Genomic DNA, 21,656 nt, shown 5'->3' on the forward strand with positions numbered 1-21,656 from the left:
GGACCATGACAAGCTCCATCGCAACCACAGCCTCCACCATTTCGGCGGAGACCCTCGCCGGCTCCCGTCCCGGCAAATCGTCAGGACAGTCGTCCGACGGCGGCGCCGGACTTCCGCCCCAAGGTTCAGTCCGGCAGCCCAACAGGACACTCCTGCACGGGCTGCTGACCAACAAGAAGGCCATGGCCGGCACCGCCATCCTGCTCACCTTCATCGCCCTGGCGCTGCTCGCCCCCGTGCTGTATCCGGACAACCCCTCCAAGATCACGGGCATGGCATCCCAGGAACCCGACGCTGAATTTTGGCTGGGCACAACCGCCAAGGGCCAGGACGTCCTGGCCCTGACCATCCACGGGGCGCGCAGCTCACTGCTGGTGGGCCTGACCGTGGGTTTTGCCTCCACGTTCATCGGCATCCTGGTGGGGCTGGCCTCGGCGTACTTTGGCAAGTTCATCGACGAAGCCCTGTCCCTGACCACCAACGTGTTCCTGCTCCTGCCGGGACTGCCGCTGCTGGTGATCCTGGCCGCGTTCCTGCCGCCGGGCCTTGGGACAGTGATCCTGGTCCTGGTGGTCACCGGCTGGGCGGGATCGGCCCGGGTGCTGCGCTCGCAGGCCCTGTCCATCCGCTCCAAGGACTTTGTTGCCGCTGCCGTGGTGACCGGTGAACGGCCGCTGCGGATCATGTTCCGGGAAATCCTGCCCAATATGGCCTCCATCGTGATGGGCACGCTCCTTGCGTGCATCATCTACGGAATCGGCGCCCAGGCCGGCCTGGAGTTCCTGGGCCTGGGGGACGTCAGCACGGTCTCCTGGGGCAACAACCTGTACTGGGCAGGCAATGAAGGAGCCCTGCTGACAGGCAGCTGGTGGGTGTTTGTGCCGTCCGGCCTGTGCATTGCCCTGGTCGCCTTCTCGCTGTCGCTGATCAATTACGCAGTGGATGAAGTCACCAACCCGCGCCTGCGGAAGATCCGGAAGACCAAGCCGGCAGCCACTAAATCCGCTACCTCCGGAAAGCGAGCAGCAGCATGACCGTCTCCCAAACCTCCTTCGGCTCCCACGAACCGGTGCTGGAGATCAAGGACCTCACCGTGAAGTACCGCGGTGACACCCGGTCCACCACCGCCGTCGACCGCGTTTCCTTCAACATCGGTGTGGGCGAAATCTTCGGCCTGGCCGGCGAGTCAGGCTGCGGCAAATCCACCATCGCAAACGCCATCATGCGGTTGCTGCGGGACCCCGCGGAGATCTCCGGCGGCAGCATCCGATTCGGCGGCAGGGATGTCCTGTCCATGGGCAGCGAGGAGCTGCGGCGTTTCCGCTGGCAGGACGTAGCCATGGTGTTCCAGTCGGCCATGAACTCGCTGAACCCGGTGATGACCATCGGGGACCAGATCGTGGATATCTACACCACGCATGCAGGCTACTCCCGCAAGGAGTCGCTGCGGCGGGCTGCGGAACTGCTTGAGCTGGTCCGGATCGACCCCGCCCGGCTGAAATCGTATCCGCACCAGCTGTCGGGCGGGATGCGCCAGCGTGCGGTCATCGCCATGGCCGTGGCGCTGAAGCCCTCGCTGCTGATCCTGGATGAGCCAACCACCGCCCTGGACGTGGTGGTGCAGCAGGAGATTATGGCCCAGATCAAGGAACTGCAGCACGAACTGGGCTTCTCTGTCCTGTTCATTACCCACGACATGTCCCTCATGGTGGAGCTTTCGCACCGGATGGCTGTGATGTACGGCGGCCGGATTGTGGAAACTGCCCGGGCCAAGCACATCCATACGGCTCCGCTGCACCCGTATACGCAGGCCCTGATGGGGGCCTTCCCGCCGCTGACCGGCCCGCGGGTCCCGCTGACAGGCCTGGCCGACGGCGTGAAGTTCAATGACATCGCGGACCTCCAGGAAGTCTCTCCCGGGCACTTCGTCTCTCCCCTTCCCGTTCTGCAAGGAGCGCAGCCATGAGCACCAACACCCCAGCCCCCGAGGTTCCAGCCCTGGAGGTGCGCGGCCTGGTCAAGGACTTCCACAGCGGCGGACTGTTCTCCCGGGCCTCCGTGCGGGCCCTGGGCGGTGTGGACCTGGCCATCGGCAAGGGCGAGATCGTGGCGCTTGTGGGCGAGTCCGGTTCAGGCAAGAGCACCCTGGCCCGCTGTGTGGCCCGGCTTGAAAAGCCCACGGCCGGCCAGATCCTGGTCAACGGCGTGAACGTCCTGAAGCGGGACCGCTTCCAGGCCTCCAGGGAATACCGGTCGCAGCTGCAGATGGTTTTCCAGGACCCGTTTGGTTCGCTGAACCCGGTCCACCGGATCGAGCACTTCCTCACCCGGTCACTGACCCTCCACGGTAAGGCGGGGACCCCGGACCAGCTGCGGACGCGCCTGGATCAGCTCATGGCCACGGTGGGCTTGACGCCGGACATGCTTAACTCCTACCCGCATGAGCTTTCCGGCGGCCAGCGGCAGCGGGTAGCCATCGCCAGGGCGCTCGCCGTTGAGCCGGACGTGATCCTGGCTGACGAACCGACGTCCATGCTCGATGTCTCCGTCCGGATCGGAATCCTCAACCTGATGCGCCAGCTGCGGGAAAGCCAGGGGATCTCCATGCTCTACATCACCCATGACCTGGCGTCTGCCCGCTATCTGGCGGACCGCATCGCCGTGATGTTCGCTGGTGAAATTGTGGAGGAAGGCGAATCGCTTGACCTGCTGGCCAACCCGGCCCACCCCTACACCCGACTCCTGGTCTCCGCCGTGCCGGACCCTTCACGCACCGGCTCCTACGATCCCGCTGAACGGGCAGCACTGCGGGCTGCGGTGATGGAATCGGCGTCGTGCGCTTTCGACGGCGACCCGCAGCAGCGCTGCTCGGCCACCGAACCGGTACGGCACGCCGTGGGTGATGCCGCCAACCGGCACTGGGTCCGCTGCCACCTCTACCGGCCGCCGGCCGCCGCGGCCGGCCACGCACTTTCGTCCGATGCCTCAGCCCCCCTCGCGGCGGCAGACGGCTCCCTCACAGAATCAAAGGCATCCGCATGACTGAACTGACCCACCCCCTGGCCACCGTCCCCCGGGACGAGCTGGTGGCCCGGGCCGAGGCGGACCCGCACCGGCCGCGTTTCCACTTCGTCTCTCCCGGCGGGTGGCTGAATGACCCCAACGGTGTGGGCCAGTGGAACGGCACCTTCCACCTCTTCTACCAGTACAACCCGGAGGGAGCATTCCACCACCGCATCCTGTGGGGCCACGCCACCAGCGGGGACCTCGTGCATTGGACGGATCAGCCTGTGGCTTTGGAACCCACTGCGGGGCCGGATGCTGACGGCTGCTGGTCGGGAGTGCTGGTAAACGACGCCGGGACGCCCACGCTGGTCTACTCCGGCCGGCACGGTGAGCGTGAACTTCCCTGCGTGGCAACAGGTTCCCCCGACCTCGTGACCTGGACCAAGTCTGATGCGAACCCCGTCATCGCGGGCCCACCCGCGGGCGTGGAGATCACGGCCTACCGCGACCACTGTGTGTGGCGCGAAGGATCCCGCTGGCGGCAGCTGGTGGGCTCGGGCATCCGGGGGAGGGGCGGCACCGCCTTCCTCTACGAGTCCGAGGACCTGCGGGCCTGGACGTACGTGGGGCCGCTCCTCATTGGCAATGCCTCCGCCGGAGACCCGGCAGGCAGCAGCTGGGAAGGCACCATGTGGGAGTGCGTGGATCTCTTTCGCGCCGGCACCGGGACACTGGGGGACGGGGCCGACGGCGGCGACGCGCAAGTGGACGCCCTGGTCTTCTCCGCCTGGGACGACGGCGCCACCCGCCATCCGTTGTACTGGACCGGCCGCTACAGCGGGGATTCATTCACACCACGCCAATTGCACAGACTGGACTACGGCGGCCGCTACTTCTACGCGCCCCAGTCGTTCGCTGACGAATCCGGCAGGCGGGTGATGTTCGGCTGGCTCCAGGAGGGCCGCACGGACGAGGCCATGGTGGAGGCAGGCTGGTCCGGGGTGATGAGCCTGCCGCGCATTGCCACCCTGGACCCGGCTGGGGAGCTGGTGTTTGCCCCGGTACCTGAAATCGAATCCCTGCGCTACGGCCACGTCCGGCTGGGCCCGGAGGCTCTCAGCGGCTTCGAGGTGCTGGACGGCGTCGACGGAAACCAGCTGGATCTTGAACTGGATCTGGAACTCGAACCTGGAAGTATCTTCAGGCTCGGCGTCCTGGGCACGGCCTCGGGAACCGGGGACATGGCAGAGGAAACCGTCATTGAGGTGGGGTGCCAGGCAGGCGAGGGTTCTGACGGGTCATATATCCGGCTGGACCGCACGCGAAGCAGCCTGGACACGTCGGTGGACGTTGAGGAACTCTCCGGCCCGGTTGCCCTCCCCGACGGGGGACTGCGGCTTCGCGTCATCGTGGACCACTCGGCGCTGGAGGTCTTTGCCAACGGTAAACCCCTGACAGCGCGGGCCTACCCCACCCTCGGCGGCGGGAGCGTGCGGCTGTCCGCTGCCGGGCCGGTGCGGCTGCGGCAACTCGACGCCTGGCGGATGGAAGACGTTTTCGACGGGCCTCGCCCGCTCTTTCCCTGAAATTTCCGCGGATACTCCCTGCCTGCCGCTCAGACCTTCTTCGTGGTGAAGCCCATGAGCGGCAGGGAGGGGTGCACACCGCTGCCCACATTTCCCTGGATCAAAGGTGATCTGAATGCCGAAAAGACTTGTCGCAGGAATCGCCGCAGCCGCCCTTGGGCTCGGCACGCTCACCGCGGGGGCCGTGCTGGCTCCGGCAATCCTCGCCGGCCCTGCACAGGCTTCGGGCCAGGCGCCCGTAACAGCCAACAGCACCAGCAGTCCCATTCCCGACGCCGTTGCCCTGCCGGACAGCGGCACCTGGACCCGGACCGCGGACGCCGGGTACACCGCCGTCGTCCCGGCCGGACAGAACGGCACGGCCATCAGTGAACAACGGATCAGCGGCACCGCCCGGTACACCGCCGGGGTGTCCGTCGATCCCGGGACGCCCTACGGTGTGGGGACGCTGCTCTTCAGGGCCGCCGCAGACGGCAGCGGCGGGTATGCGGTGGCCATCGATCCCAACCTGGACAGGGTCAGGCTGTTCGACCTCGCCACCGGGGAAGACGTGGTTCCGTCAGCCGCAGTGCCGCTGGACACCGGCCGCACCTACTCCGTGGACGTTCATGTGGACGGCCCGCGCATCTACGTTGCGGTGGACGGCGTGGAACGCCTGGATGCCCTGGACCAGCGGTATCAAAGCGGGCATCTGGGCCTGCTTGCCTACAACGGCAAGGTCCAGTTCGGGCAGCCCTCAGCCCGCTCTGTGGAGGCGAACGTCACCGGCTGGACCAGCTCCGGCGCCGGCTGGCAGGCGTCCGCCACCGGCTTGCGTGGCTCGGCAGGGGCCGGCGCCAACCTCCGGACCGTTGCCACCGGACAGACCCCGCAGGTCACCGATTTCACCGCGGACATCCAGATCCGTTCCGCGCACGCCGTTGGAGCGTTGCTCTTCCGCAGCAACAGCGCCGGCAGCGCAGGTTACGCCGCCGAGGTGGACCCGAACGCCGGCCGGCTGCGGCTCTACCGGATCGGCGACAACGCGACTCTGGGCACCTACAACACACCCATCACGGTGAACGAGGTTTATCGGCTCCGGGTGACGGCCGACGGCGGCAAGCTTGCCGTCCACTGGCAGACCGGCTTCCTTGACCCGAACGGCTACACCCCGGTCATTACCGCCCAGGACGCCTCCCATGGTTCCGGCCACGTCGGACTTCTGTCCTTCAATGGGGAATCGGTCTTCCAGGGGATGACGCTCAAGGGCCTGGAAAGTTCCCTCCAGGGCTGGCGGACCGCAGCCGGCAGTTGGGAACCTGACACCAGGGGCATGCGCGGCGCGGTGGACGGCTTGCCGGCGGGTGGGGAAGCCGCGCGCTTTATCCCGGCGGTGGCATCCGACGTCGTGGTGTCCCTTGACCTGGACGTTGCGGCCCCGGCCACGGCCGCTGTGGTGGTCCGCGGCAATGCTGACGGCAGCGGCGGCACAGAACTGAGGATCGACCCCAGCGCCGGGACCGTTCTCCTGAACGACCGGGCGAGCGGAACTGTCCTTGCCTCCGGCGCAATGCCACCGCACAGCTTTGCCGCCGGCCAGCTGAACCGGGTCCAGCTAACCGTTCAAGGGACACAGGCCACTGCCCTGGTCAACGGCATTCAAGCGCTTAGCGGGACGGCCGGGACTGCTGCAGGCAAGGGCTTCGGGCTGCGCGTTGGCGGCGGCGGAGCCTACTTCCAGAACGTCCGGGCGGACGATGTGGCGGCGTACATGAACGGCCTGTACCAGCCCGGCTACCACTACAGCCAGAACTCGGGCAACAGCTCAGACCCCAACGGGCTGGTGTACTTCGACGGCGAATATCATCTGTTCCACCAGGACCGGGGCCGCTGGGCCCACGCCGTGAGTACCGACCTGCTGCACTGGAAGCAGCTGCCCATCGCCCTGCCGCACCTGGCAGCCGGCGAATCGTGGTCCGGGTCCGCCGTGGTGGACGCCACGGACGCCACCGGACTCTTCGGCGGCGGGCAGGGCCTGGTGGCTTTCTACACCAGCTTTAATCACGATGCACCCAACGGGAACCAGTCGGTGCGCGCCGCCTACAGCGCCGACCATGGCCGTACCTGGCAGGTGGCCCAGGTCCCACCCGTAGTGCAAAATCCCGGAGGGTCCGACGGCGGCTGGGACTTCCGGGATCCGAAGGTCACCTGGGACAGCGCCACCGGTAAATGGATCATGGTGGTGGCCGCCGGGGACCACCTGCGGTTCTACACCTCCACAAACCTGCTGCACTGGACCTTTGCCAGCACCTTCGGTTACGGCAATTGGCTGCGCGGCGGAGTGCTGGAATGTCCGGACTTTTTTGAACTTCCCGTCGAAGGCCAGCCCGGGGTGAAGCGCTGGGTGCTCTGGTGGAGCACCGGAGCAGTGCGGTCGACGAACGGCTCCGCCGCCCAATATGTCACCGGCACCTGGAACGGTACCGCATTCACATCTGATACCGGTCCTGACCAGGTGCTGCAGGCGGATGCCGGCCGGGACTACTACGCCGCGATGAGCTTCTTCGGCGCTCCGGACGGCCGGCGCATCATGCTCGGATGGATGAGCAACTGGGACTATGCCTTCAGCCCTCCCACGGGCCGCTGGAACGGCCAGCTGAGCGTTCCGCGTGAGATCAGCCTGAAGGACGTTCCGGGCGCCGGGCTCCGGCTGGCCCAGGAACCCGTTCCGGAGCTTGCCGGCCTGCGGAGCTCCTCATGGCAGGCCTCGGATGTCCTGGTGACGCCGACGTCGGCCAATCCCCTGACTGGAGCCTCCGGGCGGTCTTTCGAACTGGAGGCCGAGGTGGCCGTTCCATCATCCGGGGGTGCATCGGCCTTTTCCTTCGGACTTCGGAAGGGGATTGCGGGGGGTGTGGTCCAGGAAACCCTGCTCCGCTATGACACCGGCGCGGGAACGCTCACGCTGGACCGCGGCCGGTCCGGCCGGGAGGATTTCACCAGGTATTTTGCCGCTGATCCGGCGGACAACGCCGGCACACGGTGGAGTTCCTCCACTGTTGCGGCGGCAGGCGGCGGCACGGAACGCCGGGTCAGCGTGCGGGTACTGGTGGATTCCTCATCCGTGGAAGTCTTCGGCGGAGACGGAACGGCGGCCATAACATCGCTCATCTTCCCCGGCCCGGACTCCACCGGACTGTCCCTGAACGCTTACGGCGGGAACGTCAGGCTGGTATCCGCCACCGTTCATCAGCTGGCTGACACCGCCCGGCTGACCAGCGCGCCGCCGTCGGCCGTTCTGCCGCCGGCAACGGGCGCAGCACGGCATAACATGGGCGCCTACACAGTGGTGCCCGGTGGCCGGTGGGAAAGCACTGGAGCGGGGCTGGCGGGAACATTCGACAAGGACTCAACGGCATTGAGCGCGGGAACCTACGCCAATGTCAAGGTGGAGGCCACCGTGCGCTTCGGCGGGGAAGCCTATGCCGGGGCCATGCTCAACAGCGATCTGGCGCCCGAGCGCGGGGACGGCGGTGCCGGATCCGTGCTGCTGCGGGCGTCGGATGACGGGTCTACCGCCTACTACGTCAATCTGGATCCAAACCTGCGGTTGGTGCGGATTTTCAAGCTTGAGAACGGCTCCTTCAATCCCGCTACCAGCATCCTGGCCAGCGTCCCGGTGCTGCTCACCCACGGCGTGAGCTACCGGCTCGAGGCCCAGGCCGACGGCGGCAGGCTTACGGTGAACCTGGACGGCGCCCGGCTGATCGACGTGGTGGATTCCAGCCTGGCATCGGGCAGGGTGGGACTGAATGTCTTCGACGGACGGGCGGCCTACCAGGACGTGAGCATCACGGCCCTGTCCTGACCGGAAGGGGTAGCGGCCAGGCCCCGCGCCCCTGTCTACTGGCTTATAACAGTAAGGCGGTACACACGCGCTTCAACAACCTGGCCGCGTCAACCACGGGAGTTCCTGCACATGGGTCCATCATCTCCCTTCAACGTTGATCGGCGCATGCAACGCCGGCGGCCTCCGCCGTTCTGGACCCTGTTACTCCTTTTCGGAGGTAACGGGTTGCAGGCTGGGTGCTACACCTTGCTGGTAGCGGACCTCGCCCAAGCGCTGCGGCTGTCTCCCGGGCCCCTGGGGCTCGCGCTGGCGGCCTTGTCTGCTGGTGGCATGATCGGCGTGCTGGTCCTCGGCCGTCTCATGGACACCTGGGGCCGGCGCAAGGTCCTGGTGCTGGGATGCGCAGGCGGCGGAATGTTCTTCATTGCCCTGGGCCAGGTGAACACCCTGCCGATGCTGATGGTTCTGATGTCGCTGGGAGGGGCCCTGTTGTCAGGGTTCGACTTGTCGCCCACCACCCTCGGTGGCGACTACGAGCGTGAACATGGAACAGCAGCGATGAACCCATTCTTTGCTGCCCAGGATCTCGGTGGTGCAATAGGAGCCGCGGTCTGCGGCCTGTCCCTTGGCCTGGGAGTCAGCTACTCCGTCCTCTATGCTGCGCTGGGATCACTTCTCGTCATTCTTGGACTGGCGTCGTTCTTCCTGCCACTGCCCAATCCGCCAACGGCGCTTGCCACGGCAGCTTCCCACGCTGTGGCCGCGGCACCCATGGAGCCAGGACGGCGGACCCGTGTGGAGTCCGCCAATGTCTTAGTGAATCGCGGAGTGCTTTCGGCTCTGGCGTTCGTCGCACTTATCTCTGTCATCGACGCCGCCATGGAGGGCTTTTCAAGTCTGTACTTGCGGGACACCCTCGGGGCAGGACCCGCTTTGGCAGGGCTGGCCATCGCGGCCTCCCTGGTTGCCAGCGGTGCCGGACGCCTGGGCGGGCACAAACTACTGCAGCGCCTGAGTGAACGAAAGGTAATGCTGATTGCTGCGGGAGCCACAGCACTGTCAATCGCCGTGATGATCAGCAGCAGTTTCGCCGTTGTGGCTGGAATCGGTCTGCTGCTTCTGCGTTTTAGCCAAGGACCAATTGTGCCAGTCGCTCATTCATTAGCTGCCCGTTCCACACATCACCGGGCCGGTCAGGCCTCCTCGCTTGTGTGGGTGGCGCTCTACGCAGCCTTCCTCAGCGGCCCGCTCCTCGTTGGGGTTATTGCCGAAGCCGGAGGCCTCCGGCTCGCGCTCGGGTGCTTCATCAGCGCGGCCGTCCTTATCGGGATACTGGCAACAACCCTGGCTAAACCCGTCCTGCGCGACGGGCCCACAAAGTAGTTCCTTGTCAGGTGAGGACACTGTCAGTCAGAACAGTCAGTGCAGATCTGACTGTTCTGCGCCAAATAAGGAACCCGGTCCGGGCTAGCGGATTTCTGTCCCTGGGTTCTGGAGGTCATACAGCTCGCGTGACGCGCCTATTGCTTCTTTGTTGTCCAAGGACCAGTCGGCGAGCTGTTTGACCAGCTGAACGAGGCCGCGTCCGCGTTCGGTGAGCTCGTAGGTGACTTGGGCAGGGACGGTTGGGTAGACCGTTCGGGTGACCAGGCCATCACGTTCCAGACGCCTGACCGTGAGCGTCAGCATGCGCTGTGAGATCCCATGGATCGTTCGCTGCAGTTCCCGGAAGCGCCTGGTGCCGGACGCCAGTTCCACGATGACCAGCACGGACCATTTGTCACCGATCCGGTCCAGGACGTCACGGATGCCGCAGTCCGGATGGTTTTCGCCTCCGCATGGTGCCGGCACTGCGGTTACTTCAGTGTGACTGCCTAACACCAAAGTGCCTCCTTGTGGGTCATCGGCCGCTTGCCGAAGGATGAGTCTGGATATCGAAAAGTACCAGTGAAATGAGCATGCCCATGATTCTTGTTACCGGGGCTTCCGGCAGCCTCGCCTCTGCCATCCTCCGTCACCTTTCCAAGGCAGGCGTTTCTGCATCCGGGGCCACCCGCAATCCGGCTCAGCGTCCACACCTTAGGGTGGTCGACTTCGACTCACCCGAAAAACTTTCCTTCACTGGCGTGGACACTCTCGTCCTGGTTTCTGCCGGAGCGGAAGAAGACGACGTGGTCATCGGCCGCCACGGGAATGCCATCACAGCGGCAGAGCGTGACGGGGTGAAGCACATCGTGTACACGAGCCTCGCCGCCGCCGGCGACCATCTGGGATTCGCCCTGGCCCACCGCTGGACGGAACGGCGCCTGCAGAACGGAACCGTTCGGTGGACGATTTTGCGGAACGGCTTGTACGCAGAGCTGGTCGGCCAGCTCCTGGCTCCGCGGGAGGGAGTCATCTCGGCTCCGTTTGGCCAAGGCGGCGTCGCCGCGGTGGCCCGTAACGATCTCGCAGAAGCTGCGGCTAAAATTGCCGCTAACCCGGAAAAGCATCACGACAGGATCTACGACCTTGTCGGAAATGAAGTCATCACCGCGCAGAAAGTCGCTGACAGGCTGGGTGCAGCCTACCGGCCGGGCACACTTGGCGAACTGAGGAAGGCCTTGGATTCTTCATCCCTTCTGCCATTCCAGCTTCCGATGCTGCTGTCCATCCATTCAGCTGCATCCCATGGATTCCTTGAAGAGACCGGCACTGACATCTCCGACATCCTTGGACGGGAGCTGGCGAATCCCCTGGATGTTGCCTCAGCCGCGGCCGGCTGAGGATTTATCGAGGGCAGGCAATAGCTTGGTGGTAATCAAGGTGCTCAGCAGCGTTCTGTTGTCAGAAGAAGCTGTCCAAGGGATATGAGTTCGCTGCGGAGAGCTTCATCGTCTATATCGGTCAGGGCGGGATCAATGCCGACGCTGGCAATTCCTCCGCCAAACAGGGAAACAGCCACCCTGCGGCGGGCGTCTGGTTCCGGCCCCAAGAGCATCCTGCCTAACTGCAAAATGAGTTCGGCTGCCTCGCTGTGTGTCTCGAGGAAGCGGCGGACTTCCGGATCATGGCTGAGTGCCGCCACCACTTCCCGTTGAGCGATCACGAGGCCGGAGATTCCCACGATGGCCGCCTCCTCAGGTGACTGCGAAGCTTCGGCGTCGGCGATGATGCGGCGCATCTGTTCGAAGGCGGGCGCGAGGACCGCTTCGATGATGCCGTCCTTGGTCCTGAACTGGTAATAGACGGCGGCTTTCCCAATTCCCAGGCGATCGGCAATCATCTGCAGGGAGGTCCCGCTGACGCCCCGCTCGGAGAAAAGTTCGAGGGCTGCCGCCACCACTCGGTCGCGTCCCTGGCCTCGCGGTGCTTTTGGTTTCCCCACAGTCCCCCCCTGATCGTGGCAGGCACGATTCGCCTGCACCGCTCCGTGTCCGAAGCGGCTGTAACCCATTCTACTCACAAGTTAGCCGAACGGCTTGTAAATATTGAGCCGATTGGCTAACTTGATAGTTAGCCAATCGGCTTGGATGTCAAGAATCCTGCATCCACCACAATCCCTTTCAGGAGGCCCTGTTATGGCCGCTTTTCTATACCGTTTTGGGCGCCGTATGTTCCGGCGCCGGCGTCTGGTCCTCATCCTGTGGGCCATCGTTCTTGCCGGGCTGGGGGTCGGCGCCACAACGTTGTCCGGCCCTGTATCCAATTCGGTATCGATTCCGGGTACGGAATCGCAGCGGGCGCTGGACTTGCTTACGTCGCGGACGGGGGCCAACGCAGATTCGGCTACAGCGAGGGTGGTATTTGTCGCCGCTGATGGCCAGACCCTGGCAACACCGTCAGCGCAGGAGGCAATCCAGACTGCGGTGAAGAACATCTCAGAGCTTCCACATGTCAGGGCCGTGGGAGATCCTTTCGTTTCACGCGCGGTTTCACCTGATGAGCGCACTGCATTCGCCACGGTCAGCTATGCGGTGAAGGCCTCCGACCTGGGAACGGCAGAGCGTGAAGCGCTGTTCGAAGCAGGTCGCAGCGCCCAGTCAGCGGGCCTGACTGTTGAGTTCGGTGGCGATGCTGTCACGGCATCCCCGGAGCAGAGCGCCACTGAGGGAATTGGCGTGATCGTGGCAGCCCTGGTTCTCCTGATCACCTTTGGAGCGCTCGTTGCGGCCGGACTGCCGCTGCTGACTGCGATTATCAGCGTTGGTGCCGGGATGCTCGGCATCCAGATCGCCAGCGGCTTCTTCGAGCTCGGTTCCAATACCGCGTCCCTGGCCCTCATGCTCGGCCTGGCGGTGGGAATTGATTACGCCCTGTTCATCGTCTCGCGGTACCGGCATGAGCTGATCGAAGGTCATTCCCCGGAAGAGGCGGCGGGCCGGGCGGTTGGTACGGCCGGATCGGCGGTTGTGTTCGCAGGGCTGACCGTCATTATCGCCCTCGCGGCGCTGTCTGTGGTGGGCATCCCGTTCCTGATGCAGATGGGCCTGGCCGCCGCTGTTACTGTCCTGGGCGCAGTTGTTATTGCCGTCACCCTGCTTCCGGCCCTGCTTGGCTTCGCCGGAGAAAGTGTCCTTGGTCGGAAGGGCCGCGCGGCCCGGGCAACCGGAGGAACCGAAATGCCGGAGAGCCTGCGGCTCCGGGCGCCCTTGGGGGAGCGGTGGGCCCGCGGCGTGCTCCGCCACCGCGTCCTTGCGGTGCTGGGTGTCATCATCACGCTCGGCGTCGTGGCAATACCTGCACTGGACATGCGCCTTGGGCTGCCTTCCGACGCGACAGCCTCTGCCCGGACCACAGAGCACAAGGCCTACCAGGCACTGGCTGACGGTTTCGGGGCCGGCTTCAACGGCCCTCTGGTGATCGTTGCCGACCTCGCCAATGCCGGGGCGCCCCAGCAGGCGGCACAGACCATCGGCGCGGACCTGGCCAAGATCGCCGGTGTCGCCGTCGTAACGCCGGCTGAGTTCGGACAGGGCGGCGACATCGCAGTGATCACCGTTATTCCGAAGAGCGGGCCAACCAGCGTCCAGACGGAGGACCTTGTCCATGAGATCCGTGCAAATGCCGACGACTGGAGGTCCCAGACCGGCGCGCAGGTCTACGTGACCGGAACCACCGCTGCAGGCATCGACGTCTCGCAGAAACTCTCCGATGCCCTCGTTCCTTATCTTGTTGTCATTGTCGGGCTCGCATTCATTTTGCTGATGCTCGTCTTCCGCAGCATTCTCATCCCGCTCAAGGCCGTCGGCGGCTTCCTTCTCAGCGTTATGGCAGCTTTCGGCGCCGTGGTGGCGGTATTCCAGAATGGGTTCGCCGCGGATCTCCTCGGCATCGACAACCCCGGACCCATCATCAGCTTCCTACCCATTCTCCTGGTGGGCATCCTGTTCGGCCTCGCAATGGACTATGAAGTATTTCTCGTGACCCGGATGCGCGAGGAGCGCGTCCACGGCGCCACCGCCGACGAATCGATCGCTCTCGGATTCCGACACGGGGCGCGCGTAGTCACGGCCGCCGCCCTGATCATGGTTGGCGTGTTCGCCGGGTTCATCACGGCTACCGAGCCCGTGGTCAAGTCCATCGGCTTCGCCCTTGCCATCGGGGTATTCGCCGACGCGTTCCTGGTACGGATGACCCTCGTTCCTGCCCTGATGTCCCTGCTCGGCAATAGGGCGTACTGGCTGCCCCGGTGGTTTGAGCGTGTCCTGCCCGACCTTGATGTGGAAGGCAGCAACCTCACCAAATCCCTTGACACGGCGCCCGCGACATCAGCACCTGCCAGCCAAAACGACGGGAACGACCGGAAGCCCGCGGCATTGCGGCACTGATCCAAGACCGGCTTGCTCGACGGCTGTGGCAGTGAACGCCCTGTAGTGAGCACTGTGCTCGCAACTGCCCCTGCTCGTCCCAGCTGCGCGACAGGCCGCCACAAGGTCTCCCTGCCGAAGATACTAGAGGCCGTCTCGTTGGCACCAGCCGTCACCGATGGCTGGTGCCTCCGGAACTCACTGGGGGCCAGGTTCAGCGCTTACCGGTGGGAATCCGCCAGTCGGATAGACCGTGATTCCGGTGATTTGGGCCGGTACCTCGGGACCAACCAGGACAAAGTTCTTGACCTCCAGGGGCGAGGCATCATCGAGGTAGGCATCCGAGAGCTCAATGAACTTGTTAAACACTTCGGACGGCGTATCCGGGGGGAGCCTGCGGCGCAGATCATCGACGTAGGGGCTGGCTCCTGCATACTTCAATTCCCTGCCTTCAGGAGTGTAAATTCTCAGCGAATACATGTTGATGGCCTTGGTTCCTTTCCGGTTATCAACTGCTGCCGAGATGTAGGTGACGGGTGGGGCGCCCACCATCGTCCGGAGCTCCTCAATGTCGGAGGCGGCCGGGCCAGGTACGTGCAGTGTGCCGGTGCCGCCGCCGTCGGCCGTGAAGGTGTAGGTGCCAGGGCCAGTGATCGATCGAGGTTCTGAAGAAGCCGTCGCTGCCGTGGGAACTGGTGATGACTGTTGAGTGGGGTCCACAATCGATTCGCCGTCGCAGCCTGTGAGTGCGATCAGCAGCGCGGAGCCAGCCAAAGCAAGACGAGCTTTCACTGATCTGCCTTTCAGGTGCGCCAAAGGCGCGCACCGCCAGGAGGTGGCCAAATCTTCAATACAAAAAAGTCTAGAACAGGACTGTTTTAGAAACACACGTCCCTCCATTCCCATATCCAAAGGGCATAGAGGACGTGAATCTGCTCACTAACCCGGATTTTCCAGGCAACATTTGACGTTCGCCAATCCGCTATGGCACGCGCGCGCGATTGCGGTATGTAAGCGCTTGCATTTGTTCACGCTCACATGAATTTTGGCCGTCCGAAACCGGGTTTTGAAAGGCCCGCGGAGGCTGCATAACGTGGAGGCAGGCCAGGAAGTCAGCATCATCCTGAGCCATCATCCGGGGCCCTACCCAAGCCCCGTACCCCTCGACACAATGGCGTCCTCGATGACGCCTGCCGTGTTGTCGGGTCCGCCGGAGTTTCAAGGACCAGGGCACCTGCCCGTCTTCCACGAACAGTTTCAACTCCGCGAGAAGAGCAAACATGCACAAGCACCCCAATTCACCCCGGATGCTGCGGTGGCGTTCTGCCGCCGCAGCACTGGCGGCAGCCGTAGCCGCATCGGCTTTCCTGGCCGTTCCGTCGGCGCAGGCCAACGAACCGTCCGATCCGCCGGCCGCACAGCAGATGCCGGCCCCCACCCCCGGCTTCCCGCTCCCTACGACGCACACGCAGCAGGCCCATGACCCGGCGTCGGACTTCACCGCAAAGTGGACCCGCGCCGACGCCAAGCAGATCATGGCCCAAAGCGATTCCACTGTGACTCCCGGCGAGAACTCCATGAGCCCGGACGTCACCATGCCGGAAATCCCCGAGGATTTCCCCACCATGAATGAGGATGTCTGGGTCTGGGACACCTGGTCCCTGACGGACGAGCACGCCAACCAGATCAGCTACAAGGGCTGGGACGTCATCTTCGCGCTCGTGGCGGACCGGCACGCCGGCTACGGCTTTGACCAGCGCCACTGGAACGCCCGGATCGGCTACTTCTTCCGCAAGACCAATGCGGACCCCGCCACTGACAAGTGGAACTACGGCGGCCACATGTTCGCCGACGGTGCCTCCATCGGAAACACCGAATGGTCAGGGTCCACCCGGCTGATGCAGGGTGACCAGGTCAACGTCTTCTACACCGCCACCACCTTCTACGATGTGGCCGAGCGCAACGCAGGCGGCGGCGGAATCGCCCCGGATGCGGCCATCGCCAAGGCGCTGGGCAGCATTCACGCCGACAAGAACGGCGTCACCTTCGACGGCTTCGAGCACACCAAGCTGCTGGAACCCGAGGGCAAGATGTACCAGACAAAGGAACAGAATCCGGGCTTTGCCTTCCGTGATCCCTACACGTTCGCGGACCCGGCGCACCCCGGCAAGACCTTTATGGTCTTCGAAGGAAACACCGGCGGCACCCGCGGCGAGTACCGCTGCGAGCAGGAGGACCTGGGTTACCAGCCGGGCGATCCGAACGCTGAAAGCCTGGAGCAGGTCAACAACACCGGCGCCTGGTTCCAGACTGCCAACGTGGGCCTCGCTGTGGCTGAGAACAAGGACCTGACCAAGTGGTCCTTCCTGCCTCCCATCCTGTCGGCCAACTGCGTCAATGACCAGACCGAGCGGCCCCAGATCTTCATCCAGAACGAAGATGGCAAGAACAAGTACTACCTCTTCACCATCAGCCACCAGTTCACCTATGCTGCCGGAATGCGCGGCCCCGACGGCGTCTACGGCTTTGTGGGCGACGGCATCCGCTCCGACTACCAGCCGATGAACAACAGCGGCCTTGCCCTGGGCTCCCCGACGGACCTGAACCTGCCGTCCGAATCACCGGAAAAGCCGACCGCCAACCAGAACGGCCGCCAGTTCCAGGCCTACTCGCACTACGTGCAGCCCGGCGGCCTGGTGCAGTCCTTCATCGACAACGTGAACGGCGTCCGCGGCGGATCCCTGTCACCCACCGTGAAGATCAACTTCCGCGACGGAATCTCGCAGGTTGACCGCACGTTCGGCCAGAACGGCCTCGGCCCGTTCGGCTACCTGCCCACCAATGTCAACGTAGGCGGTGCCGGCCACTACAAGTGACCGGAGCTTGGCGGCCAGCGCCCTGACGGGGCGCATGGGGTAATGCCTTGAGTAAATGGGGACGTCCGCGACTTTGCGCGGGCGTCCCCATGTTCGTCTTCACCTGTGACAGGTCTTGCAGTGGATTCCCCCACGTTGTCACACGCAGGGGATAGGGTTGGGATCAACAGAAGGGGGAGTGCCTGATGGAATACCAGAACCCACAACCCGATGCGGGTGTCCGTAACCACGTCGCCGCAAGTCCGACGCAGGCGCCGGTTCCGGGCCACGGCCGCACCGTCATCTCTGAAACTGCCGTTGCCAAGGTCGCCGGCATTGCCGCCCGCGCCGTACCCGGCGTCTACTCGTTGGGTTCCGGGTCCTCCCGTGCGCTCGGCGCCATCCGGGACGCCGTTGGCAGCTCGGACCATGCTGCAGGCGTGCACGCAGAGGTGGGCGAGACCCAGGTGGCAGTGGACATCAACCTGGTTGCCACCTATGGCACGCCCCTGCATTCGCTGGCAGATCAAGTCAGGTCTGCCGTTTACCGGGCCGTCGAAGAGCTGGTGGGACTTCAGGTCATTGAGGTAAATGTTGAAATCACGGACGTGTATGTGGCGCCGCCGGTGAAATCCCCGGCTGGGACCGGAACGGCCGGGGCAGTGGGCACCACCGAAAGAGAGGCACTCCTGTGAACCTGACCGTCGTGGGAATCGCCATTGGCGCCTTCGTAGCCTTTATGTCTTTTGCTTTCGGACTGTGGGGCTTTCTGGTTTCGCTGCTCTTTATGGCTATTGGTGCCCTGCTGGGCCGCGCCGCCGAAGGGAAACTGGATCTTCGCGGCGTCCTGGATGCCATCACCGGCCGGCGCTCCTCGTCATGAGCTCGCCGGCACCGGCCTTACCCGGGCAGGTATTGAACGGCCATAACCGCATCAGCACTCAAGCCCTGACCAGCCTTGCCAAGGCAGCGGCCGCCGATGCGCTGGGCGTGGACGCCGAGGATATCCGGGCAGACTGGTCCGACGACGACGGCCTGCTTGCGCTGTCTCTCGTCGCACCTATCAAGATCCCGCCGCTCAAGGCAGTGGCACGGGACCCCGGCCGTGTGGCCGCCTTCGGAGGAACCATCAGGGACCGGGCAGTCACGGCCAAGGCTCAGATCCTGGCGACTGTCGCCGCCCTCAGTGGTGCCAGCCTGAGCAGGGTGGACATTCGGATCAGCGGTGCCCGGATCAGTGAAGGAGGCCGCGTCCAGTGAGGCAGGGGCAGGATGACCTGGTGTCAGTGAATTTGAGGCCACGTCGGCAGGACCGGGAGAACCCGGGCGCCGACCAACCGGGGCCGGACATGCGACGTATCCTGCACCGCGAGACCCATTCATCCCGTGCGGCAGTTGCCACGCTGGCTGCCGTCTTGGTGATGGTGCTGGCCGCCTACGGCCTTCTCGAAGCTGCGGTGCACGCCATTGGGCAGCCGGCGTGGCTGATCGAACCCCAGTTGGCTGCGGAGCGCATCGTGGCGCTGCCGGCCGGACTGCCGCCCTTGCTGCTCGGCGTCCTGGGAGCTGTCCTGGCGATGGTGGGGCTGTTCTTCTTCCTCAACGCTGTTCTTCCCGGCAGGCGTGCCAGGCATGTGCTGAACGGCACCGGCCCGGATCCGGAAAACGCACCGGCAGTGGTGGTGGATGACGAGGTCATTGCTTCGGCGCTGGCCCGCAGCGCCAGGCTCGCTGCGAACGTTACGCCGGAGCAGGTCATGGTGGTGGTCTCCCGGCGCCAGGTCATCGTGAATGTCCGCCCCACGTCAGGGGTGCCGGTGGATGGAACCGCTGTCCTTGCCGCAGTTCAGGAAGAACTTGGCCAAATGGCCCTGGTTCCGTCGCCTGAGGTGCAGGTCAATGTCGCCACATCGGGGGTGATTGGCGCATGAACAGTACACCCGCGCTGCTCAACCGGATCCTGATAGGCATCCTGGGTGTTAAGTTGCTGGCTGTTGGCCTGCTGCTGATTCTGCTGGCTACGGTGCCGGCCGTCGCAACGTGGTGGCATTCGTGGTCCGGCTCAGCCTGGAACGGAATCAGGCAGGCATTCGATAGCACCCGGTTCCCTGGCAGGCCCGAAAGCTGGTTATGGATCCTGGTCGCGTTTGCCCTGTTGGTGCTGATTGGGCTCATGGTTGCCTGGATTGCCCAGCAGGGAAAGGGCCGGAGCAACCTGCTGGTCTCCGAATACGACCCCGGTACGGTGCCCGGTGACGTGCGGATTGGTGGAGGTGTGGCCGAGCAGGCCCTGAAACAGGCCCTCGCCGGGCGCGCAGACCTCGCCGGTGCCACAGTCACAACCTACGACGTCCAGGGCAGGCCTGCCCTGAAGGTCAGGCTGCAGCCACGTCAAGGAGTAGCGCCCCACCTCCTGGCAGCCGAAGTGGTTGCCCTCGTGGATGCCCTGGACGCCGTGGTGGGCAAACGAACCCCCGTTCTGATCCACATTGGTGCTGGCGCCCGGACCCGCTTCAGCCGGGCTGAGCGGGTCCGCTGACCTCCGCTGCACCTCGCTTGCCCGCATTACCGGCCTTGCAGGCTTTGTCATGTCAACAAAAAGGGACGCCGCGCTCCGGATGGAGCGCGGCGTCCCTTTTAAAACCTCAGTCCACCAGCAGGTATACCGTGCAGTCTGGCTGCACCTTGGTGAGGCCTGCGGCAACCTGCGAAGCCGGGCCGCTGGACAGTGCGGGTGAGTAGCCGGCGGGAACAGGGACCGGCCCTTCACCCAGGTTGCAAACCACGAGGAGGTCGCCGTTATGGAACGCCAACACGCCCTCCGCTGGCCGGTGGATGTCCGCCCAGCGGAAACTTCCGGCCCCCAGGCGACGGTCGGCGCGCAGTGCCAGCGCTGAACGGTAGAGCTCCAGGGTAGACCCGGGCACTCCGTCCTGCCTGTCGGCGGCCAGCTCACCGAAAGAGTCAGGCTGCGGGAGCCATGGGGCCGCCGGGCGGTCCGGACCGCTGCCGCTGGGGGCGGCGCCGCCGTCGTCTGGAGTGCCGGCGTCGTGCCTTACAGCGCCGGTGAACGCCTCGGAGAAGCCGTGACCGGGCTCGTTCGCTTTCCACGGAAGCGGGACCCGGCAGCCGTCCCTGCCGGTTTCCACGCCTCTTGTACGGAAGAAGGTGGGATCCTGGCGGGCCTCGTCCGGAAGGGTGGAGTGCTCGGGAAGGCCAAGTTCCTCGCCCTGATAGATGTAGGCGGAGCCGGGCAGGGCGAACATCACCAAAGTGGCGGCGCGGGCGCGTGCCAGGCCAAGGGCAGCGTCCGGCTGCTCGTCCCCGGCCGCAATGCCGTTAGGGAAAATGGTGGGGTCCTTCAGGCCGAAGCGGGTGGCATGACGGACGGTGTCGTGGTTGCTCAGGACCCAGGTTGAGGGTGCCTCCACGGAAGCGGCCGCCTTCAGCGACGCGTCGATGGCATTGGCCATGCGCTGGGCATTCCAGCCGGCCAGGAGGAAATCGAAGTTGAACGCCTGCTGCATTTCGTCCTTGCGGATGTAGCGGGCCAGTCGTTCCGCCGGCTCCACCCAGGCTTCGGCCACGAGCATCCGGTCTCCGCTGTAGGTTGCGAGCAGCCGGTTCCAGTCACGGTAGATGTCGTGGACCCCGTCCTGGTCAAAGAACGGCGACGGCGGGTAGAGCGGCGATCTCGCCCGGTGTGGTTCCTCGGCGTCGGTGTGGGCCCCGGGCGCATCACCTGTTGTGGTGCGGGGTTCCGGGACAGCCGGGGAGGTACCCTCCACCATGGCCGCCACCCCATCCCAGTCCGGAAGGCCCTCCGCCTTAACCATTCCGTGCGCCACGTCCACCCGGAAACCGTCCACGCCGCGGTCAAGCCAGAAACGCATGACCGAGCGCATCTCCTCCCGGACCTCGGGATTGTTCCAGTTCAGGTCCGGCTGTTTGGTGTCAAACAGGTGGAGGTACCACTCTCCCGGGCTGCCGTCGGCCTCGGTGACCCGGCTCCAGGCAGGGCCGCCAAAGATGGACCTCCAGTTGTTTGGTGCGGCGTTTCCATCGCCGGACCCGGGAACCCTGTCCCGCCCCGGGCGGAAGATGTACCGGTCCCGCTCCCTCGACCCAGGGCCGGCGGCGAGGGCCTCCTGGAACCACACGTGTTCGTCCGAGGTGTGGTTCGGAACCAGGTCCACAATGACTTTCAGTCCCAGGCTGTGAGCCTTCTGCAACATGGTGTCAAAGTCAGCAAGAGTCCCGAATAAGGGATCCACCTCGCGGTAGTCCGCCACGTCATAACCGGCATCAGCCTGTGGGGATTTATAGAACGGTGATAGCCAGATGGCGTTGACGCCCAGGCGCTGAAGATAGGACAAATGCGCCGTAACTCCGGGCAGATCGCCCATCCCGTCACCGTTGGAGTCAGCGAAGGAACGCGGGTAGATCTGGTAGACGACAGCACTCGCCCACCACGATCCTAACGTGGAATCCGGGGCGGGAACGTCTGTGTGGACCATTTGGTTCCTCTCATGTAACTATTTGATGTAAACGCTTGCATTTCTCACGGCAACGTTACTAGTGTGATGGTCAC

The 21,656-nt window shown here is 64.7% G+C and carries 18 protein-coding genes; 14 read left to right on the forward strand and 4 right to left on the reverse strand.

From position 1 onward, the window contains the following. Positions 1-5: 5 nt before the first annotated feature. The 6 genes from M1E17_RS02995 to M1E17_RS03020 all read left to right on the forward strand — a co-directional run bounded on the left by M1E17_RS02995 (position 6) and on the right by M1E17_RS03020 (position 9,804). Positions 6-1,034: an ABC transporter permease gene (locus tag M1E17_RS02995; RefSeq protein ID WP_457965356.1), complete on the forward strand. Its 1,029-nt coding sequence runs from the start codon at positions 6-8 to the stop codon at positions 1,032-1,034. Then, positions 1,031-1,966, forward strand: a complete 936-nt coding sequence (locus tag M1E17_RS03000; protein WP_457965357.1) for an ABC transporter ATP-binding protein — start codon at positions 1,031-1,033, stop codon at positions 1,964-1,966. Before M1E17_RS02995 ends, M1E17_RS03000 begins: the two co-directional genes overlap by 4 nt. Continuing rightward, positions 1,963-3,042: an ABC transporter ATP-binding protein gene (locus M1E17_RS03005; RefSeq protein WP_457965358.1), complete on the forward strand. Its 1,080-nt coding sequence runs from the start codon at positions 1,963-1,965 to the stop codon at positions 3,040-3,042. The genes M1E17_RS03000 and M1E17_RS03005 overlap by 4 nt, the downstream gene beginning before the upstream one ends. Next, positions 3,039-4,592, forward strand: coding sequence for a glycoside hydrolase family 32 protein (locus M1E17_RS03010; protein ID WP_457965359.1), 1,554 nt, complete (start codon positions 3,039-3,041; stop codon positions 4,590-4,592). The genes M1E17_RS03005 and M1E17_RS03010 overlap by 4 nt, the downstream gene beginning before the upstream one ends. A gap of 115 nt (positions 4,593-4,707) precedes the next feature. Next, on the forward strand, positions 4,708-8,439 hold the full coding sequence (locus tag M1E17_RS03015) for a glycoside hydrolase family 32 protein (protein WP_457965360.1): 3,732 nt from the start codon (positions 4,708-4,710) through the stop codon (positions 8,437-8,439). 228 nt (positions 8,440-8,667) lie between these two features. Then, positions 8,668-9,804: an MFS transporter gene (locus M1E17_RS03020; RefSeq protein ID WP_457965361.1), complete on the forward strand. Its 1,137-nt coding sequence runs from the start codon at positions 8,668-8,670 to the stop codon at positions 9,802-9,804. Between the two features lie 84 nt (positions 9,805-9,888). Here M1E17_RS03020 and M1E17_RS03025 read toward each other — a convergent pair whose 3' ends face one another. Further along, complete coding sequence (locus M1E17_RS03025; RefSeq protein WP_457967966.1) at positions 9,889-10,302, reverse strand: winged helix-turn-helix transcriptional regulator; 414 nt, start codon at positions 10,300-10,302, stop codon at positions 9,889-9,891. 83 nt (positions 10,303-10,385) lie between these two features. Between M1E17_RS03025 and M1E17_RS03030 the strand changes: the two genes are divergently transcribed. After that, positions 10,386-11,186, forward strand: a complete 801-nt coding sequence (locus tag M1E17_RS03030) for an NAD(P)H-binding protein (RefSeq protein ID WP_457965363.1) — start codon at positions 10,386-10,388, stop codon at positions 11,184-11,186. Between the two features lie 44 nt (positions 11,187-11,230). On the opposite strand, the gene M1E17_RS03035 is transcribed toward M1E17_RS03030, so the two are convergent. Continuing rightward, positions 11,231-11,788, reverse strand: a complete 558-nt coding sequence (locus tag M1E17_RS03035) for a TetR/AcrR family transcriptional regulator (protein WP_457965365.1) — start codon at positions 11,786-11,788, stop codon at positions 11,231-11,233. Positions 11,789-11,981: 193 nt separating this feature from the next. On the opposite strand from M1E17_RS03035, the gene M1E17_RS03040 reads away from it, so the two are divergent. Continuing rightward, positions 11,982-14,231: an MMPL family transporter gene (locus tag M1E17_RS03040; protein WP_457965367.1), complete on the forward strand. Its 2,250-nt coding sequence runs from the start codon at positions 11,982-11,984 to the stop codon at positions 14,229-14,231. Positions 14,232-14,408: 177 nt separating this feature from the next. Here the strand turns inward: M1E17_RS03040 and M1E17_RS03045 are convergent, their stop codons facing one another. Next, a complete protein-coding gene (locus tag M1E17_RS03045; RefSeq protein WP_457965368.1) occupies positions 14,409-15,002 on the reverse strand; it encodes a hypothetical protein in 594 nt (197 codons plus the stop codon). Between the two features lie 488 nt (positions 15,003-15,490). Here M1E17_RS03045 and M1E17_RS03050 point away from each other — a divergent pair, with 488 nt between their 5' ends. From M1E17_RS03050 to M1E17_RS03075, 6 genes are all read left to right on the forward strand, one after another. Further along, positions 15,491-17,086 (forward strand): glycoside hydrolase family 68 protein, encoded by a 1,596-nt coding sequence (locus M1E17_RS03050; protein WP_457965370.1) that lies wholly within the window; start codon positions 15,491-15,493, stop codon positions 17,084-17,086. 185 nt (positions 17,087-17,271) lie between these two features. Then, a complete protein-coding gene (locus M1E17_RS03055; RefSeq protein WP_457965372.1) occupies positions 17,272-17,760 on the forward strand; it encodes an Asp23/Gls24 family envelope stress response protein in 489 nt (162 codons plus the stop codon). Further along, positions 17,757-17,948 (forward strand): hypothetical protein, encoded by a 192-nt coding sequence (locus tag M1E17_RS03060; protein ID WP_457965373.1) that lies wholly within the window; start codon positions 17,757-17,759, stop codon positions 17,946-17,948. Before M1E17_RS03055 ends, M1E17_RS03060 begins: the two co-directional genes overlap by 4 nt. Next, positions 17,945-18,325 carry a hypothetical protein gene (locus M1E17_RS03065; protein ID WP_457965375.1) on the forward strand — a complete coding sequence of 127 codons (381 nt, stop codon included), beginning with the start codon at positions 17,945-17,947 and terminating at the stop codon, positions 18,323-18,325. The genes M1E17_RS03060 and M1E17_RS03065 overlap by 4 nt, the downstream gene beginning before the upstream one ends. An 89-nt stretch (positions 18,326-18,414) precedes the next feature. Then, entirely contained in the window at positions 18,415-18,996 is a 582-nt protein-coding gene (locus M1E17_RS03070) for a DUF6286 domain-containing protein (protein ID WP_457965376.1), read from the forward strand. Further along, positions 18,993-19,604 carry a hypothetical protein gene (locus tag M1E17_RS03075; protein WP_457965378.1) on the forward strand — a complete coding sequence of 204 codons (612 nt, stop codon included), beginning with the start codon at positions 18,993-18,995 and terminating at the stop codon, positions 19,602-19,604. The genes M1E17_RS03070 and M1E17_RS03075 overlap by 4 nt, the downstream gene beginning before the upstream one ends. 106 nt (positions 19,605-19,710) lie before the next feature. Here M1E17_RS03075 and M1E17_RS03080 read toward each other — a convergent pair whose 3' ends face one another. Further along, complete coding sequence (locus M1E17_RS03080) at positions 19,711-21,582, reverse strand: glycoside hydrolase family 13 protein (RefSeq protein ID WP_457965380.1); 1,872 nt, start codon at positions 21,580-21,582, stop codon at positions 19,711-19,713. Between the last annotated feature and the right edge of the window lie 74 nt (positions 21,583-21,656).

This window comes from Arthrobacter sp. D1-29, assembly GCF_054130585.1.

Bases quoted from the DNA above. Each gene is read 5' to 3' on its own strand.
- M1E17_RS02995 (WP_457965356.1), top strand. From the start codon at position 6: ATGACAAGCTCCATCGCAACCACAGCCTCCACCATTTCGGCGGAGACC.
- M1E17_RS03000 (WP_457965357.1), top strand. From the start codon at position 1,031: ATGACCGTCTCCCAAACCTCCTTCGGCTCCCACGAACCGGTGCTGGAG.
- M1E17_RS03005 (WP_457965358.1), top strand. From the start codon at position 1,963: ATGAGCACCAACACCCCAGCCCCCGAGGTTCCAGCCCTGGAGGTGCGC.
- M1E17_RS03010 (WP_457965359.1), top strand. From the start codon at position 3,039: ATGACTGAACTGACCCACCCCCTGGCCACCGTCCCCCGGGACGAGCTG.
- M1E17_RS03015 (WP_457965360.1), top strand. From the start codon at position 4,708: ATGCCGAAAAGACTTGTCGCAGGAATCGCCGCAGCCGCCCTTGGGCTC.
- M1E17_RS03030 (WP_457965363.1), top strand. From the start codon at position 10,386: ATGATTCTTGTTACCGGGGCTTCCGGCAGCCTCGCCTCTGCCATCCTC.
- M1E17_RS03040 (WP_457965367.1), top strand. From the start codon at position 11,982: ATGGCCGCTTTTCTATACCGTTTTGGGCGCCGTATGTTCCGGCGCCGG.
- M1E17_RS03050 (WP_457965370.1), top strand. From the start codon at position 15,491: ATGCACAAGCACCCCAATTCACCCCGGATGCTGCGGTGGCGTTCTGCC.
- M1E17_RS03055 (WP_457965372.1), top strand. From the start codon at position 17,272: ATGGAATACCAGAACCCACAACCCGATGCGGGTGTCCGTAACCACGTC.
- M1E17_RS03065 (WP_457965375.1), top strand. From the start codon at position 17,945: ATGAGCTCGCCGGCACCGGCCTTACCCGGGCAGGTATTGAACGGCCAT.
- M1E17_RS03070 (WP_457965376.1), top strand. From the start codon at position 18,415: ATGCGACGTATCCTGCACCGCGAGACCCATTCATCCCGTGCGGCAGTT.
- M1E17_RS03075 (WP_457965378.1), top strand. From the start codon at position 18,993: ATGAACAGTACACCCGCGCTGCTCAACCGGATCCTGATAGGCATCCTG.
- M1E17_RS03080 (WP_457965380.1), bottom strand. From the start codon at position 21,582: ATGGTCCACACAGACGTTCCCGCCCCGGATTCCACGTTAGGATCGTGG.